Source organism: Photobacterium iliopiscarium (assembly GCF_003026395.1).
GTDB classification, from domain to species: Bacteria; Pseudomonadota; Gammaproteobacteria; order Enterobacterales; family Vibrionaceae; genus Photobacterium; species Photobacterium iliopiscarium.
In genome coordinates this window covers 93,770-112,025 of the sequence record NZ_PYOO01000007.1, presented here as the reverse complement: position 1 = coordinate 112,025, position 18,256 = coordinate 93,770, and the positions used below count along the sequence as shown (strand labels likewise).

Here is an 18,256-nt window from a genome sequence, read left to right as displayed (position 1 = left end):
TAAGTGTTTGAACATTAAAATACTTCGTTCACTAATCTTCATTTATGGTTAAGTTGTAACTAAGTATTACGTCGATAATGCTTACATTAATGGTGGCAGTTTCAGCCATTAGTGCAATATTTGTTGTAAAAAAAGTTGAGTCCGATCTGATTTAGGGTTATCAAAAAAATCTTGAGGGGTATTTTCTTCAATGATTTCACCTTGATCCATAAATATAACCCGATCGGCGACTTGGCGAGCAAATCCCATCTCATGTGTTACACATAACATTGTCATACCTTCATTAGCCAGTTCTACCATTACATCAAGTACTTCACGTACCATTTCAGGATCGAGTGCTGATGTCGGTTCATCAAATAACATCACTTGTGGGTTCATACATAACGAACGGGCGATAGCGACGCGTTGTTGTTGTCCTCCTGAAAGTTGACCGGGGTATTTATGGGCTTGATCTGGAATTTTAACCCGTTCTAAATATTGCATAGCCAATGCATTAGCTTCTTTCTTTGACATTTTCTTAACCCAAATAGGGGCTAAGGTGCAGTTTTCAAGCACAGTTAGATGAGGGAAGAGATTAAAATGCTGAAAACACATGCCAACTTCTTTACGGATCAGCTCAATATTTTTCAAATCTCCGGTAATGTTTTGACCGGCAACTGAAATTTTTCCTTGTTGATGTTCTTCTAAATAATTGATACAGCGGATCATGGTTGATTTACCTGATCCAGAAGGGCCACAGATAACGATCTTTTCACCTTTACGCACTTGTAGATTAATGTTTTTAAGAACGTGAAATTGACCGTACCATTTGTTTACGTCGGATAATTCGATCACCCACGGGGTGTTATCAGAATTAGTGGTGGTGTTATTGGTCTTTGTCATTATGCAATCCTTGCTAATGTTAATGTCCAGTATGTAGTTTGTTTTCTAGGTAGATACTGTATCTCGACATACTAAAACAAAAAATCCAGAAAACGAAAGCGACAAAAACGTAGCTTTCAGTGGCAAAACCTAACCATTGAGGATCGCTGGTGGCGGCTTGTCCAACGCCTAAAACGTCGAACATACCAATAATCAATACCAGACTGGTGTCTTTAAATAAGCCAATAAAGGTATTTACGATTGAAGGAATAGTAATTTTTAAAGCTTGGGGTAACACAATAAGGTATGTCTTACGCCAGTAACTTAATCCTAATGCATCAGCCGCTTCATATTGACCCTTGGGTATTGCTTGTAATCCACCTCGAACGACTTCTGCCATATAAGCGGCACTGAACAGTACCACCCCGATTAAGGCACGGATCAGTTTGTTGGTTTCTAATTCTGAGCTCAAAAACAATGGCAACATCACTGATGCCATAAACAATACTGTGATTAATGGTACGCCACGCCAAATTTCAATATAGACGGTACAAATACTTCGAATGATCGGCATTTCTGAACGTCGCCCAAGCGCTAATACAATACCGATGGGTAACGATACGACAATGCCAACAATGGCAATAACTAAGGTGATCAGTAAGCCACCCCATAAGTGCGTTTCTACAATAGGTAAGCCTGCAATACCGCCATATAAAAGAAAGCCTGCCATAAATGGATAGATATTAACGAAAAATAACCAAATCCAACCTCGATGAGGGGTTTTTTCGTAAGCCAGTAAAGTAATAAAAATGGCTAAAGTGGCATAAAACAGTTTAGGCCGCCATAATTCAGCACTGGGGTAGAAGCCAAACATGAATTGATCAAACCGTACTTTAATAAAGGTCCAACATGCGCCAGTGAGTGTACAAGCATCACGAGAGTCGCCTTGCCAATTGGCATTAATCAATGCCCAATCAATGATCCCCCATAAACCAATAATGGCAAAATAGCCTAAAAGTAAAGTGATAATCGTATTGAGGACAGAAGAAAATAGATGTTGGCGTAACCATCCACTAATACCCACCGTGTTTGCTGGTGGGGGTAAATCAGGAAGAAATTGATGCTTACTCATGCTTACCTCTCAACCAGAGCCATTTTTTTGTTATAGATATTCATCAACAGTGATGTAATTAAACTTAGACTTAAATAAACCGCCATTGTCATCGCGATGATTTCAATCGCTTGTCCTGTTTGATTGAGGGTTGTACCTGCGAAAACAGAGACTAAATCAGGATAACCAATCGCCATTGCCAGCGAGGAGTTTTTAGTGAGGTTTAAATATTGACTGGTAAGGGGCGGAATAATTATCCGCATAGCTTGTGGGATAACAATTAAACGGAGAGTTTTATTTCGGGTTAAGCCTAATGCTTTAGCCGCTTCTGTTTGGCCATGGTTAACCGCATTAATCCCTGATCGTACAATTTCAGCAATGAAAGCAGCGGTATAAATACTCAGTGCCAGTAAAAGTGCGGCAAGTTCAGGTAACACCGTAATACCGCCACTGAAATTAAATCCTTGGAGAGTGGGATAATCAATACTGATCGGTTTTCCACTAATAAAGAATGCCAATAGCGGCAATAAGGTAATGATGGCAATATTAACAAGAAGTACTGGAGATTGTTTGCCCGTATTTTGTTGTTTTCTCTTGGCATAATACTGATAACTCATTGCGATGATTAGAGCGATAAGCAGTGAGATAAAGATAAAGCGAGAGCCTTGTTCAAAAATAGGGCTTGGGACGGATAACCCACGTACATTAAGGAAAATACTCTCGCCAAATTGTAGGCTTTGTCTTGGTGAGGGTAGAACCTGCAATACAGCAAAGTACCAAAAAAATATTTGTAGTAATAATGGAATATTCCGAAAGATCTCAATATAAAGCGCTGCAAAGCGACTGACTAACCAATTAGGGGATAAGCGGGCAATCCCAATAATAAACCCTAAAACGGTCGCGAGAATGACACCAAGAACGGCAATTAACGCGGTATTAAGCAAGCCAACAAAAAATGTTCGGCCATAACTGAAGGTTTCATCATAATCGATAAGCGTTAAACCAATACCAAATCCTGCCTCTTGACTAAGAAAATCAAAACCAGTCGCAATACCACGTGTTTCAAGGTTAGTTAATGCATTATTGATGATGCTATAAAAGAAAAAAGCCAGAGCCGCTACCGCAACAATTTGAAATATTACGGCGCGGAAAGTAGGATTATAAAACAGGTCTTTATGACGAGATTTTGTCTGTGATCTATTCGTCTTTGAGGGGACTTCCATACAACATCCTCATATCCATTGAGATGTACAGAGGGAGCTATGACAGCTCCCTTTTGTATTTGTTAATAGTTGTTATTAACGAATCGGTGGCGCGTATTGAATACCACCATTGGTCCACAAGGCGTTTAATCCTCGTTCAATTTTAAGTGGGGAGCCTAAACCCACGGTACGGTGGAAGCTTTCACCATAGTTACCGACTTGTTTAATTATCTGGAAACCCCAATCATCATTTAATCCTAGTCCTTTACCTTTAGGACCATCAAGGCCAATTAAGCGACGGATATTAGGATCTTTTGAGTCTTTTTTAAGTTGGTCAACATTGGCAGAAGTCACATTGAATTCTTCAGCGTTAATCATAGTAAATAATGTCCAACGTACAATATTGAACCATTGGTCATCACCTTGACGAACAACAGGGCCAAGGGGCTCTTTTGAAATGATTTCCGGTAGAATGATGGCGGAGGTTGGATCTTTAAGATTTAAGCGCAGAGCATATAAACCAGATTGGTCGGTAGTTAATACATCACAACGTCCAGAGTCAAAACCTTTTGATGTTTGAGGGGCGGTGTCAAAAACAACAGGTTTATATTTCATGCCATTGACACGGAAGTAATCAGCTAAATTAAGCTCGGTAGTGGTACCTGATTGCACACAAACCGCGGCACCATCAAGTTCTTTCGCACTTTTTATACCCATGTCCTTTTTGACCATGAAGCCTTGACCGTCATAATAGCTCACACCAGTAAAGTTAAGGCCAAGGGAGGTGTCACGGTGCAGTGTCCATGTTGTATTACGCGATAAAATATCAATTTCACCAGATTGCAGAGCAGTAAAACGTTCTTTAGCGGTTAACGGTATATATTTAACCTTGGTTTTATCACTTAATGTGGCAGCAGCAACCGCTTGACAGAATTCAACATCAAGACCTTCCCATTGACCTTTTGCGTTGGGATTTGAAAATCCGGGTAAGCCCGCACTAACACCACATTGGACGTAACCTTGCTTTTTAACTTTATCAAGAGTGCTGTCAGCAGCATTGACATTAATGGTAAATAGCGTGGCAGATGCAGCAAGTATAGCTAATACACCTGTTATTTTTTTAGCCATGAGTATCTTCCTTGTTTAGTCAATAGTTAAAGCAATATGTTGTAAATAGCGTAATACTTATATTTTCCAACAATAAGTTAACAACTCTAAGTATAGAAAAATATAGATAAAGGTCTAGTTTTGTTGGAAATAAAGAGTTTGAGATAATAGTTTTGAGAGATTAGACCAATAAGTCTGTAATTGCTAAGCGTTGCGAGGAGGGTATTTGAAGGAAAGTAAAGATCTTCAGAATAAAGTAAAATTGTTATTATTCTGTAATGTAAGTGGTTATTTATCAGCTAAAAATGAAAAAGAGAAGATATACAATATCTTCTCTTTTTCTTTATGATAATTAATGCTATTTAGTGGCCAAGAAAACTAATGTACCCTTGAAGAACAATAAGGTTAGTGATATCGATAAAGAAAGCACCAACAATCGGCACAACCATAAAGGCTTGTGGTGATGGACCATTTCGAGAAACTAATGATCCCATGTTCATTACCGCAGTAGGTGTCGCACCCATGCCAAAACCACAGTGACCACCGGCGATGATTGCTGCGTCATAATTACTACCCATAACACGGAAAGTAACGAAATAGGTAAACAATCCCAGCACCAAGGTTTGCACGGCAAGGATAATCAACATCGGCATTGCCAGATCCATAAGCTCCCATAAATGCAAGCTCATCAATGCCATCGCTAAGAATAATGACAAGGATATGGTACCAAGGGCATCGACTGTTTCTTTGTTGATTTTATAGCACTTCGTACCCTCACAAATATTGGTAATAAAGACACCAATAAAGAGTGCATAAACGAATTCAGGAATACGTAACGCACTGATACCAAGACCATCAATAAAATCTTTAAAATGTGAAGCGCCAGCAACACAAGCTAATAAAATAAATAATACTTCAATGGTGTTTTTAGAGGTAATACGGTCTTCTTCACGATCGCTATAAGTGATCAGATCAGGGTGTTCAATGTGATGGTTACCACTTTCACCAAAATCAGATTTTAGCTTATGCTTATTGATCAATCGTTGTGCAATTGGACCACCGATGATACCACCCATGATCAAACCAAATGTTGCTGCAGCCATTGATAGTTCAAGTGTGTTTAAACCATAATCGGTGGCAAAAGTTTGAGACCAAGCAGCACCAGTACCGTGGCCGCCTGAAAGTGTAATTGAGCCAACGATAAGGCCAAGTAACGGATCTAAACCCAAAGCCTTACTCATACCTACGCCAACAGCATCTTGGATAATGATAAATACTGTTGCGATTCCTAAAAATAGGAATACACGTGAACCGCCTTTCATTAGTAATTTATAGCTAGCGGCAAGACCAACGGTTGCAAAGAACATTTGCATTAATGTGTCTTGCATCGTTAGTTTGAAGCTAATGTCAAAACCTTGAAAATGGAAAAATGTAATAATAAAGGCAATGACAAGTCCACCGACAATCGGCTCAGGAATATTATATTGTCTTAAAATCTTGACCTTAGTATTAATAAAGTAGCCAAGAAAAAGCACGATTATTGCAATAAGCAATGATTCGAGCTCATTAACATGAATAGCTGTTGTCATTTAGAATCTTCTTTTTTACTTCTTTGACGCTAATTTTAACTCCAAAAAGACATTCTTACCATATTGCTATTGTTTTAGACTTGTGCTAGGTGTTGCGTATTTTAAGGTCTTAACTATTTAAATATTATTGCAGAGTCGTTTTTTTATATGATTAATTGTTAAATTTATGCGTTTTATTGTTAATTGTTAGTGTTAACTGTGTTTTGTTATTTATTGATGATCTTAAGGTCATTAACGGTGCGTTTTTTGGTTTTTTTTGCAGGGTTAATTTTTCAGAATCAAAGCGTTATATTTTATTATGCGAGCTTTTTAAGTATAGGGTACAGCATTCTTTTTATTTAAAGGCTGTAATACAAAGGTTAAATTGAAAATTTAGTTGTTGGTAATGTAATTAAAAAAAAAGCCTTAATTCTCATAATTTGAGAAACATTGGTAATTGGATAAAGTGCTATAATTTGTCCTTTGAAAAAAAAGTATAAAAATGAAAAAAAAACTTATGAAACGTTGTTCAAAATAGTAAATAGAGGCTGTTTTTGTCTTTATAGAGCGTTAAATATGACTATTTGCTTTCTTATTAATGAATATTTTTTTGATTTATTAATGATGAGCTAAATAAATTATCAAAAACATAGCCTGTTGCTTATAACGTTGTATCTCATATTATGAGAATAATATTGCTACATTATTTTTATTGTATAGCGCTCTTATGGCGAGAGTGGATACAAACAAGTCTTGTGGGATGGAAATGTAGAATATTAATGGTAACGATAATAAAGTATCGCTACCACTAAGTTGAAATGAACGGAGGTATTAAAGTCGTATGTTTTAGTGAGTTTCTCGTCGAAAGTTACTCAGAGTGGTATTTTTTTAACTTTAGATCTTTTTTCAGTTGTTGAATGTAAGCGATACGATCTGGGTCTGCTGGGCGAGTATCACTTTGACGCTCTTGTTGAGCTTGAGCCTCGCTAGGGAGTACACAGCGGCCACGAATACGCTGATGATATTGTTTCGTTTCTTGCTCTGCACGTAATGTGGCGTGTTCTTGCTCTTTTGCCATAGCTTCACGTGCTTTGCTCTGATCGGTTGCATCAACCACAATATAAGAATTGCGCTTTTGCATTCTATTTGGTTGCTGACCAAATTGTTCCCGTTGTTTAATAAAGTTATCTAAGTGATCACTAAAACTCATTGTGACGTCCTACTAAGTAATCAAAAAAGAATCCACTTATGATTAACAATAAAATGGCATATGTCTTTAATGATAAGCTACAACGTTGAATAAGAGAACCTCTTATATAATGTTCTCTGAGATTTGTTGTTTTTGATGTAAATATTGGCGATTAAAATGATCACGAGTAAGGGGCTTATTGAAATAGAATCCTTGAAATTCTTCAACGCCAAGTGTTTCAAGAGCAGTGACTTGTTCAATATTTTCAACACCCTCGGCAACGACAGTTAAGCCAAGGTTGTGAGCAAGGTCAATAATAGCCTCAATGATAGTTATACTGTCTTTATTGGACGGTAGTGCTTTAACGAATTCACGGTCTATTTTAAGAATATTGATAGGGAAGCGACTGAGATAAGCGAGTGAAGAATACCCGGTACCAAAATCATCGATAGCAATTTTAATCCCAAGCGTTTTGAGTTCGATTAATTTTTGATAAGCCAATTCAATATCTGTCATTAACACACTCTCTGTGATCTCCAGTTCTAGGTATGAAGGGTCACAATCAGCTTTTTTGATGGCTTGCTTTACAATAGCGGTTAAATTTGATTCCAGCAATTGTTGTGCTGAGATATTAATAGCCATACTGATAAATAGCCCGTGTTGTTGCCATTGTTTAAGTTGGTAACAGGCTTTTTCAATGAGGAATATACCGGCTTCAATAATTAACCCCGATGACTCTAGTAACGGAATAATATCAACGGGGGCTTGATAGTGGCCATGCTTATCACGCCAACGGAGTAGTGCTTCAACGCCAGTGAGTATATGTGAATGAGCTAAGACTTTTGGTTGATAGTAAAACTCGTAACGATCAGTATTTATCGATTTTCGTAATTCTGATTCTAACTCTAATTTATACGTTATTTCTTTTTCCATTTCAGGATAAAAATAACAATATTGATTTTTAGCTTTATCTTTAGAATAGCTAAGAGCGATATTCGCATCTTTAATTATTTTTTCAGCGGTGATATCTGTCTCGGGTTGTACTGAAATTCCAATACTGGCTGAGACTGAAATAAGCTTACTATCATAACTAATTGGGGCGTGGATATTGTTAAGCAATCTTGTTGCAAGATGAGAGATATTTTTCTTTTGTAAATAAGATTGTATAATAATACCGAATTGATTGTTATTTAATCGAGATAAAACATTTACTTCCCTTAAATTAGATCGAATACGTTTTGATATAATAAGAAGGATTTTTTCTATTTTTTCATTTCCTAAAGAATTATGTAATTTTTTAAATAGATCAATTTCAATGACTAATACTGCTATTTTCGATTGATTTATATTTGAATTACGTAGGGCGTCATTTATTTCATTAATAAACATATTTCGATTTGGAAGTGATGTTAATGGGTCATAATGCGCTAGATTATGTAAACGATGTTCGTAATTTATTCGATCAGTAATATCTTTGCTGGTTGATATATAATTACTTATTTTTCCATTATCATCACGAATAGGAGAAATGGTATTATCAAGGTATTGAATACTGTCATCATCATTTTTTTGAGAGATAATACGTTGAATAGTCTTTCCTTGATTAAGTTTTGATTGAATATCATCTATTTTCCTTTTGTCATTAGTATACCGTTTAAATATGGTTTTACTGTTTAAACCAATGATGTTTTGATTATCATCTCCTGTGCTTTTTTCATATGAACTATTCACATATTCAATAAACCCAAATTTATCAGTAATAATAACGGCTTCTTCACTTTGTTCTACTGCACGTGATAATCCTTTAAGTTGTTGTTCTCTTTTAATCCATGATGTTACATCTATTATATGTAACATGATGTTATCATTGCCATTGTTGTTTATTTTTGTGGCGATGATTTCTATATGTTTAAACTGAGTGTTATTTATCTTTGTTTGTGTTTTTTCCTGATTATTGTATGCCATATTATCAGTGTTTTTTAAGAGTTCGTTTATATCTGTTTTCGTTTCTACTGATGATATGTGTGAAATTAAATCTTCATTAATAACATTACTGTTTAAATCTAAAATAGTGAGCGCGGCAGAATTTATTGTGATTATTTCTCGTTGTTTGTTAATGATTACAATACCTGAATCTGTATTTTCAAAAAGAGAATGATACCGACGATTGTCAATATTTCTGATATGGTTAATTCTTTTTATTTCATTTTTTTGTTTTCTGATATGATTAATTGTTGATATGAGAATTAAACTAATCGTGATAAAAAACAAAAATATAGTAATGTGACTATTTAATGGTTGTTGTAAATATCCAAAAACAGAGCTTTTATGTATTATTTTTATTTTTGAAACAAGAACCCAAGGTGATAAGTTTCCATATTTCAAATCTAGTTTTTCTTTTAATGAAATAGGGATAAATAGGGGTGAATAAGTATAAATAAGGTTATTTTTTGTTATTTGTTGGTGGTTGTGATTTTGTATTTGTTGCCATAATAAGTAATCTTCTGTTTTAATGTTTTTTTCATTACTAGTGGATGGGTAATTATTGTCATTAATATTTATTAATGTTTGCCCTTGATTGTTGATAAGCCAAAATTGTTGAGGTAATGAATGATCTGTTGTTGATGTTGTAAATATATGAGAGAGATTTTGTTGGTCTATTTTTATAACCCATTGGTGACCATTTATATTAATATGTTGATAATAAGCAATATTATTAATAGGTTGAGTTGATGGACTAATATAGGTTTTATTTGATGGTAGTGAAAAAGCATGATCAATATCAATCAATTCAGCCGCTGAAGTGATCGGTTGATTACTTATTATTGTTGTTCTTTTGTTAGTTGTAGTGTGTATTTTTAAGCGATAACTGTTTTTATAATCAATAAGGCTAATACTCTTTAATATTACGTTATTGGTGAGTATTTTTTTGGTGAATTGAATGAAATCATCACGTTCTGCTGTGGTCAGTGTTTGTTGCCATGATTGTTGTTTTAAGTAAGTGGTGAGTTGATTAAAAGAAGAGACAGTATTGTTAATTTGTCGTGCAATAAGTTGGTGTTGTTGATGCTGTTGTTGACGTTGTATTTTTTTTATTTTATTGACTGTTTGGTCATTATTTTGATGGTTATACATTGTGCCGCTAATGACCGTTACAATCAGTAAAAAAACAGTAAACAGTAAACTCATTACTAGCGTTTTTTTCATAATGTCCTTATTTAAGTACCGTATTTTTTATTTAATAATTTAACTATATGCTATTAAATGTATATGAGTAAAGTTGTGAAGATTAAAATGTGACGCTTATGTAAGAATAAGGTTAAATTGGCGGCATTTTTATAAAAAAAAACCTTGAGATGGCTCAAGGCTTTAAAGATAGTTGTTGATATCTAATTGTTAATTCGTTTCTGAGGCTGTTTCTAATGCCGTACTTTCATGGGCAGCAAGTTGACGTTCATAACGATTGTATTTCCACCATGCATAGCCAAGGAATATCACGATTCCACCGACATTGTAGAAGATAATAGTCATGATATCGGCACCTGTTGGAAAGGTAGATGCTAAGAAACCGACACTGAAGATACCAATTAGGATTGATACCATTACGATACCCGTTGTACGTGAACCCATTTTAAAGTCGCGTGGTAGGTGGTCTAATTTGAGACGTAAGTTTAAGTAAGCAATCATAATAAACAATGGTGGTAGCATAGAAGCCGCCGCTGTCATGTTAATAACGGTACTCATTAGTTCTTGTACTGAATTAGAACCTAACATTGGTACGATAAGTAGCGGTATTACAATAAAAAATTGTGCCCATGCTGCACGTGCTGGAACACCATTTTTGTTTAACTTAACGGTTTTCTCACCAAAAATACCCGCTGGAATTTCAGAGAAAAAGATTTTAACCGGTGTTGCTGTCCACATCAGTAGTGAACCTAACATTGCCGTAAATGAAACTACACCCACAAAACGGTTCATTATAATTTCAGGTAAGCCGTAATGACGCGCTAAGCCTTCAAATACTTGTACTGAACCACCGGTAAATTTCAATGCATCGCGTTCAACAAATACGTTGATAAGTACAGATGAAACACAATATAAGCCACCGATAAAGATGCCTGCAAAAATAATCACTTTTACAAATGCGGTGTGACCACCTTTAATATCATTAACGTAAACGGAGACGGATTCAGCACCACCTGCTGCCATAAATATCCATGCAGTTACACCAAAGAAGGCCCAGTTAATTTGCGGTGTTAATGCTTCTACTGTGATCGGATCTGCGGGTTGAATACCGCCCATTACCGCCGCACCTGCCAATATAATGTATGACAATGTTAGCACTAGCATAAATGACGAGGTGACAGAAGTGATTGGCCCCAACATCTTTGCGCCATTGGTTGATACATACGTAGCAAGGGCAAATAGCGCAATACTTAATAGTGTGGTCGTGGTTGGGGTAAATATATATTCATAGCCAAGGAACGCATAGGATGCATAAGCAATAACGCGCGGCAGTAATGAGGTAAAAAAGAATAGATTAACAAACCAATAGGTATAAGCGGCGAGGAATGCCCAGCGTCCACCAAGAGAACTTTTAACCCACGCATAAACACCTGCTTCTGAGTCTTTATTCAGTGAAACAAATTCAGCAATGATTAAACAAAATGGGATGAAATAAAGCAAGGTAGCAATAAAGAACATAGGGGTAGAGGATAGACCAATTTCGATATTGTTATTAATAACGTTATTGAAACTGTATACCGCAGCAAAGGTCATCGATAGTAGACCAAATTTCCCTATGGTATTACGTTTGGATTCAGACATGAGAATCTCCGATGGATCACGTTTAGTATTGTAGGATGTCTATGTATTTAGCGACTAAACCAAATCATAGGTTATTGTTTTTATGCTTTTGTTGGTATTTTTGTTGATGTTTTAGCTGTTGGCGATTTTTATTAGATAACCGCCAGTTATTATTCACTGGCGGTTAAGTGTGGTTATTTATTAAGGAAGTATCCGTCCTCAATGGTGACACGTAAAACCACTTTCTCAAGGTTGTCAGCGGCACTGAAGCGGTGTGCTTGGTGGTTTTCAAATATCACCATTTGACCTGCTTCTATGCGGTGGGCTTGAGCTGTTCCCTCAAAATATTCACGGTCAGTTTCATCGCTGTATGGATGCACTTGCGTTAACGTGTCTTTATCTGCACATTCAATAGTTTCACTGCCTGCAAGGTAGTAATGAACATCAAAATAACGGCGGTGGCCGACAAATTGTTCATTCGCGTTTGAAGGGCCATGTTGAAGGCGGTAAGCCAGTGAGTCACCCACAGAATGGAAGACATTTGGCTGAATATTACCGATGTTCTCAATCGCTTCTACACAACGATTCCATTTACGACCATCGCGGTAGAGGCTTTTGAATTGATCCAGTGATGCTAAAATAATCATTATTTATCTCCACCGATGCGTGTTGTGGTAAATGTTTGACTCGCTAAGTAACGGCTATCGCAATCTGCTTTACTAAATGGCACTAAGCTCACTTGATAGCTAAAGTCATTAAAGTAAACACGGTATGAATCAAGTACTTCTGAACCCCATGAGTTAGAACCTAAGCCCATAACTTGATGATCAAGATTGACCGTAATGTAGCCACTTGGCTCAAGTTCATTAATGTGTTGTGCTTGATGGATATGTTGATTGGTGTAATGCCATGCGCTGAAATTAATTTCTTGCTCAGGTTTAACCAATAAACCCACACCATGACGGTTAGTTAAACTTGCCCAACGCACATGCTGGCGGTTGCCATTATTTTGTGGGAATGGGTAGTTCTCAAACATATTACTAACGGTAGTACTGTAGATATCGATGATGTTGCTTTGACGGCTATCTTGGTAACTTTCTTCAGGCCCACGGCCGTAGTATTCAACCTGATCAAATTGATTATTAATCCCTAAATCTAAACCGATAACAGGAATGACATGTGGGTAATCACCGTACTTATTGCCACTTAACGTCATGTTGACTTGACCTTGAGGGCAAATTTCAAAACGGTATTGGCAACGCATACCAAAATCTAATACTGGTGGTGCAACAATACTGTTGGTGGTAACAATTACTTTACCTGCCATTTGCTCGACATTGATGCTACGGAAATGCTCTTGCATAATGTGTAGGTGAGCTGGGTGCCATAAACCTTCATATTCTTGCTTATGGTTATCAATCATCGGCTTGAAGAAACTCATTGCAGGTGATGATGCAATCAGTTCATTATTTTGGCGTAGCCATGATGTAAGCTTGCCATCAACTTTAGAGAAACGCAGTGCAAAGTCATAACCGCTAATTTCCCAATCAAGACGGTTTTCAATAACGGTTAGTGGTATCGCATTGTTATTTTCAAATTGTTCTTTATATGCAGTATTGGGTTTGGCTTGGTATTGGAATATGCCAAGTTCATGGTTAGCTTCGCTATATGCGGTGCGAGATTTTTTACGCATAGAGACATTCACAAATGTTTCACGCTGATCCATAACTGGTAGCACTAATTCAATATCGCGTGATTCACCCGCAGCCAAGCCTGTAATAGTAATTTGATTAAAGGTTAGCGTGTCACCTTCAGCACGTACTGCGATATCAAACACAACGTCATCTAAAGTAGAGAACCAATATTTGTTAGTAACCGTAATGATGCCTTTCGCGTGATCTTTAACGGCAATTTTTACCGGACAAATAACTTGTTTGTATTCACGTAATCCCGGGCCAGGTGTTTGATCTGGGTAGACTAAGCCATCCATGCAGAAGTTGTAGTTATTTGGATAGTCACTGTAATCACCACCGTATTTGTACACATCACGGCCGTTTTCATCTTGCTCGTAAATACCGTGATCACACCATTCCCATACAAAGTGACCTTGAATATGGTCATGTTTGTAGAACACGTTTTGGTATTCAGTCAGTCCACCAGGACCATTACCCATTGCGTGGGCATATTCACAAATAATCCGTGGTTTTGCATGTGGGAACTCACCAAACTCATTCATCATTTGAGCGCGAGAGTACATCGTACTAATAATATCAACCACTTCAGCATCACGATCTTCTTCGTAATGGACTAAACGGGTATTATCAATCGCTTTGGTTGCTTGGTACATTGAACGAATATTACAACCGTAGCCAGATTCGTTACCCAGTGACCACATAATGATAGAAGGGTGGTTTTTTTGCGCATGAATATGACGTTCAATGCGCTCAACAAATACTTGTTCCCATGCCGGATCATCAGTGATCATGCTCAGGTTACCAACGTTAGCAAAACCGTGCGTTTCAACGTCGGTTTCAGCCATTACAAATAAGCCGTATTGATCGCATAGTTCGTAAAAACGTGGATCGTTAGGGTAGTGCGCAGTACGTACTGCGTTAATATTATGCTGTTTCATAAGCACGATATCTTTTTCTACGCGATCCATACCGACAGCGCGGCTATTTAGGTGATCGTTATCGTGGCGATTAACCCCGTGTAACATTACGTATTGACCATTAATCTCAAACAGGCCATTACGCACTTTAATATCACGGAAGCCAATCCGTTGCGGGATCACTTCCACCACAATGCCATCCGCATCTCTTAGGGTTAAGAATAAGTGGTATAAATGTGGATTTTCAGCTGTCCAATGAACGGGTGAATCCATTTTGATTGCAAAATTGGTATGCGTTGTATTTGCAATGGTTAGACTGAAAACGTTTCCACTAGCAACCTGATGTTGACCCTCATAAAGGGCATAATCAATGCTATAATCACTCACAACGTGACCACTGAGATTTTCCAAATCAACGTTACAGTTTAATGTTGCACCTTGATAATCTTCGTCAAAATCAGTACGTACAGTGAAATCACGCACGTGAATGGGCTCTTTACCGACTAAGTAAACATCACGGAAAATACCCGCCATCCACCACATATCTTGATCTTCAATATAGGTTGAATCGGCCCATTGCATCACGCGTACAGAAAGTAAGTTCTTGCCTGTATTAACAAAAGCAGAAATATCAAATTCAGCAGTTAAACGGCTGCCTTTGCTAAAGCCAACATATTGACCGTTAACGTAAACTTCAAAATAGGTTTCAACACCATCAAACTTAATAATCGTTTGTTTTTCATTCCAATTATCACCTAAGAAGAAGGTGCGCTGATATGCGCCAGTTGGGTTATTTGAGGGTACAAAAGGTACATCAATCGGGAAGGGGAAGCCTTCGTCTGTGTATTGTAAGTTACCGTGACCTTCCATTTGCCACATGTTTGGCACTTGAATGCTGGTCCAGTCGCTCATTTCTTGATGATAGAATTCTTCAGGAACAAGCAATGGGTTAGTGAAGAAATTGAATGTCCACTGCCCACTTAGCAACATGAAATGCTGACTTAAATCACGCTGAAAGCGTTGTGCTTTATTTAATGCGTTGTAAGAGAAAAAGTATGCACGAGGTGCCAGTCTATTTTCGCTAAGTAAGTTAATGTTTTCCCAGTTATTCACGATGCCTCCGAGACATGTTTTAATTATCTGGGGTTATTATTAAGTAAAGTTTTACTAAAAAATACAGGTAAAACTTTGTTGTATTAACTCGATCACATTCTGTTTTTTGCTTTGTGAGGTCGACGACAAAAAAACGCCTATGGGTGTTTATTTGAGTGATCTTGCTCGTGTTTTAAACAGATTATGAATTAAACGACAAAAAAAACGACAAATAAATTGTCGTTTTTTATTTATTATCAATTGGTTATGTTATTTTTTGGTTGTCTCGCGCAAAATGAGCTGGCTTGGAACAAATACCCGTAATGGAATTGTTCTATTATCGCGGCTGCGTTCTAATAATAAATTAACCCCTTGAGAACCCATCAGCTCAGAGTGAATTCTAAAGGTTGATAGTGGCGGGTAAGTAAATTTTGCGGTTGGAATGTCGTTGACACTAATTAAGCTAATATCATTTGGAATATTAAGCCCACTTTCATGTATTGCACGTAATACACCAATAGCGATTGAGTCCGATGCGACAAATAAAGCACTTGGGTGATTGTGAGCCAGCATTTTCTTAGCTAATGAATACCCAGATTGACTACTAAAATCACCACGATAAATATCATTATCAGATACGACACCTTTAAATTTTCCATATTCAGTAAAAATTAATTCACGAATATCATATTTATCAGGGTTATCTTGACCACCAATAAATCCAATGCGCTGGTAACCTTGCTGAGTAAAGTGGTTAATAACTTCTTTACTGATCCGCTCTAAATCAATATCAATACAATCAATATCAAGTTGGTGATCGGTGTAATCAATATAAACCGTGTTACTCGAAAGGGCACGTGCTGCGGCAAGGTTGTCTGCGCTTACTTGTCCTATTAGCAATATCCCATCTACGGCTTTAGGCGCTGCGGCAATATTGCATTCATAAATATTGGTCAGTTTAATGCCGAGTTTCTCGCATTGGGTGTCAATACCATGTCGAATTGCGAGGTAATAAGGGTCGTCAACTTCAATATCTTGTTTGTAGTTATACAACGCAAGGAAATGTAGGGTGTGTTTTTTTGCTGTTTTTCGAGATTGGCTGGTGGTGTATTCAAGTTGTTCGGCAATTTCAAAAATTTTGCGCTTAGTCTCATCTTTTACGCTAAGGGTTGGATCATCGTTTAACACTCGAGAGACTGTCGCTAACGAGACACCAGCTTTGGTTGCTATTTCTTTTAATGTTGCCATTTGTTCTCCGGCAATCCCTGCAACCTGAATTATGTTTGCTGTGTGCTTAAGGGACATGTGGTTATATTTTATAGAATTATACTATCTATTTTTAGTCAAAAACTCGAATAAATTAGTATCTGTTGATGAATATTTTATCACCGAAATTAGACGTTATGAGTAAATAAGTGAAAAGTATTGAGTGATATGGCGTAAATAAGCAATAGCAATAATTTGATCCTGTGACGATTAACACGAATTATTCTTTTTATGGAAACGTTTACACAATGAGTCTTTGATCACGGAAGTTAACCTGAAATCACTTTAGACTTTTTAACATTACAGAATCACAAGAGTTGAATCACTATGTCTGAATGTTTTGATCCGATTGACCATCCTCATCGTCGTTATAATCCGTTAACAGGGCAATGGGTGCTAGTTTCACCACACCGTGCTAAACGTCCGTGGCAAGGTGCGGATGAACAGCCACAACCGGAATCGAATGTTGCTTATGACGGTTCTTGTTTTCTATGTCCAACCAATACCCGTGTATCTGGCGATAAAAACCCTGATTACACTGGCACTTATGTTTTTAGTAATGATCACGCTGCATTAACTGCCGATACGCCAAGTGCGCCTGAAAACAGTAACCCTTTATTTCGTTGCCAAAGCGCTCGTGGTTTAAGCCGTGTTATTTGTTTTTCACCTAACCACAGTAAAACCCTGCCGCAGTTATCTGTTGGTGCAATTCGTAACGTGGTTGATACGTGGAATGAGCAAATTGAAGAGTTAGGTAAAGATTACGTTTGGGTACAAGCGTTTGAAAATAAAGGCTCAGTAATGGGGTGTTCACAACCACATCCCCATGGTCAAATTTGGGCGAATAGCTTTTTGCCTAATGAAATTAGCCGTAAAGATACTTTGTTACGTGAATATTATGCACAACATGGCACGAACTTATTAGTTGATTACGTTAATAGTGAGCTAGAAGACGGTTCTCGTACTGTGGTTGACACTGAACATTGGTTAGCCGTGGTGCCTTATTGGGCGGCATGGCCATTTGAAACCATGTTATTACCCAAAACACACATTCGTCGTATGGATGAGTTAACTCAAGCCCAGCGTGATGATTTAGCGCTAGCGATTAAAAAATTAACCAGCCGTTACGATAATCTCTTTAAATGTTCATTCCCTTATTCAATGGGGTGGCATTACGCTCCTTTCTTTGAATCTGATGCCAATTTTAGTGATACCTCAACCGATCATTGGCAGCTTCATGCCTTGTTTTATCCGCCATTATTGCGCTCTGCAACAGTGAAAAAATTCATGGTGGGTTATGAAATGCTAGCGGAAAGTCAACGTGATTTAACCGCAGAACAAGCGGCTGAAAAGTTATGTGCTGTGAGTGATGTGCACTATTTAGATTAAGTGCTGAATGGCACGAATAAAAATATGTTTCTTGATCATCTTTGGTAATAGTAG

At 37.3% G+C, this 18,256-nt stretch carries 12 protein-coding genes; 1 reads left to right on the top strand and 11 read right to left on the bottom strand.

Annotated elements, in window-relative coordinates; all coding sequences use genetic code 11:
• Positions 1-108: 108 nt before the first annotated feature.
• The 11 genes from C9J51_RS12110 to ebgR all read right to left on the bottom strand — a co-directional run bounded on the left by C9J51_RS12110 (position 109) and on the right by ebgR (position 16,795).
• A complete protein-coding gene (locus C9J51_RS12110) occupies positions 109-882 on the bottom strand; it encodes an amino acid ABC transporter ATP-binding protein (protein WP_045036421.1) in 774 nt (257 codons plus the stop codon).
• A gap of 19 nt (positions 883-901) precedes the next feature.
• Complete coding sequence (locus tag C9J51_RS12105; RefSeq protein WP_045039632.1) at positions 902-1,993, bottom strand: amino acid ABC transporter permease; 1,092 nt, start codon at positions 1,991-1,993, stop codon at positions 902-904.
• A gap of 2 nt (positions 1,994-1,995) precedes the next feature.
• A complete protein-coding gene (locus tag C9J51_RS12100) occupies positions 1,996-3,195 on the bottom strand; it encodes an amino acid ABC transporter permease (protein WP_107275148.1) in 1,200 nt (399 codons plus the stop codon).
• Positions 3,196-3,270: 75 nt separating this feature from the next.
• Positions 3,271-4,302 carry an amino acid ABC transporter substrate-binding protein gene (locus C9J51_RS12095; protein ID WP_045039631.1) on the bottom strand — a complete coding sequence of 344 codons (1,032 nt, stop codon included), beginning with the start codon at positions 4,300-4,302 and terminating at the stop codon, positions 3,271-3,273.
• A gap of 341 nt (positions 4,303-4,643) precedes the next feature.
• The gene (gltS, locus tag C9J51_RS12090) at positions 4,644-5,870 is read right to left on the bottom strand and encodes a sodium/glutamate symporter (protein ID WP_045038720.1); all 1,227 of its coding nucleotides are present in this window, start codon (positions 5,868-5,870) and stop codon (positions 4,644-4,646) included.
• 847 nt (positions 5,871-6,717) lie between these two features.
• Positions 6,718-7,059, bottom strand: a complete 342-nt coding sequence (locus tag C9J51_RS12085) for a hypothetical protein (RefSeq protein WP_045038721.1) — start codon at positions 7,057-7,059, stop codon at positions 6,718-6,720.
• Positions 7,060-7,161: 102 nt separating this feature from the next.
• Entirely contained in the window at positions 7,162-10,245 is a 3,084-nt protein-coding gene (locus C9J51_RS12080; protein ID WP_107275145.1) for an EAL domain-containing protein, read from the bottom strand.
• A 189-nt stretch (positions 10,246-10,434) separates the two neighbouring features.
• Positions 10,435-11,865 carry an amino acid permease gene (locus tag C9J51_RS12075; protein ID WP_045038724.1) on the bottom strand — a complete coding sequence of 477 codons (1,431 nt, stop codon included), beginning with the start codon at positions 11,863-11,865 and terminating at the stop codon, positions 10,435-10,437.
• 173 nt (positions 11,866-12,038) lie between these two features.
• Positions 12,039-12,491, bottom strand: coding sequence for a beta-galactosidase subunit beta (locus tag C9J51_RS12070; protein WP_045039629.1), 453 nt, complete (start codon positions 12,489-12,491; stop codon positions 12,039-12,041).
• On the bottom strand, positions 12,491-15,568 hold the full coding sequence (ebgA, locus tag C9J51_RS12065) for a beta-galactosidase subunit alpha (RefSeq protein ID WP_045039628.1): 3,078 nt from the start codon (positions 15,566-15,568) through the stop codon (positions 12,491-12,493). Before ebgA ends, C9J51_RS12070 begins: the two co-directional genes overlap by 1 nt.
• A gap of 249 nt (positions 15,569-15,817) precedes the next feature.
• Positions 15,818-16,795: a transcriptional regulator EbgR gene (gene ebgR, locus C9J51_RS12060; RefSeq protein WP_045039627.1), complete on the bottom strand. Its 978-nt coding sequence runs from the start codon at positions 16,793-16,795 to the stop codon at positions 15,818-15,820.
• 345 nt (positions 16,796-17,140) lie between these two features.
• Between ebgR and C9J51_RS12055 the strand changes: the two genes are divergently transcribed.
• Entirely contained in the window at positions 17,141-18,202 is a 1,062-nt protein-coding gene (locus C9J51_RS12055; RefSeq protein WP_045038728.1) for a UDP-glucose--hexose-1-phosphate uridylyltransferase, read from the top strand.
• Positions 18,203-18,256 lie beyond the last annotated feature (54 nt).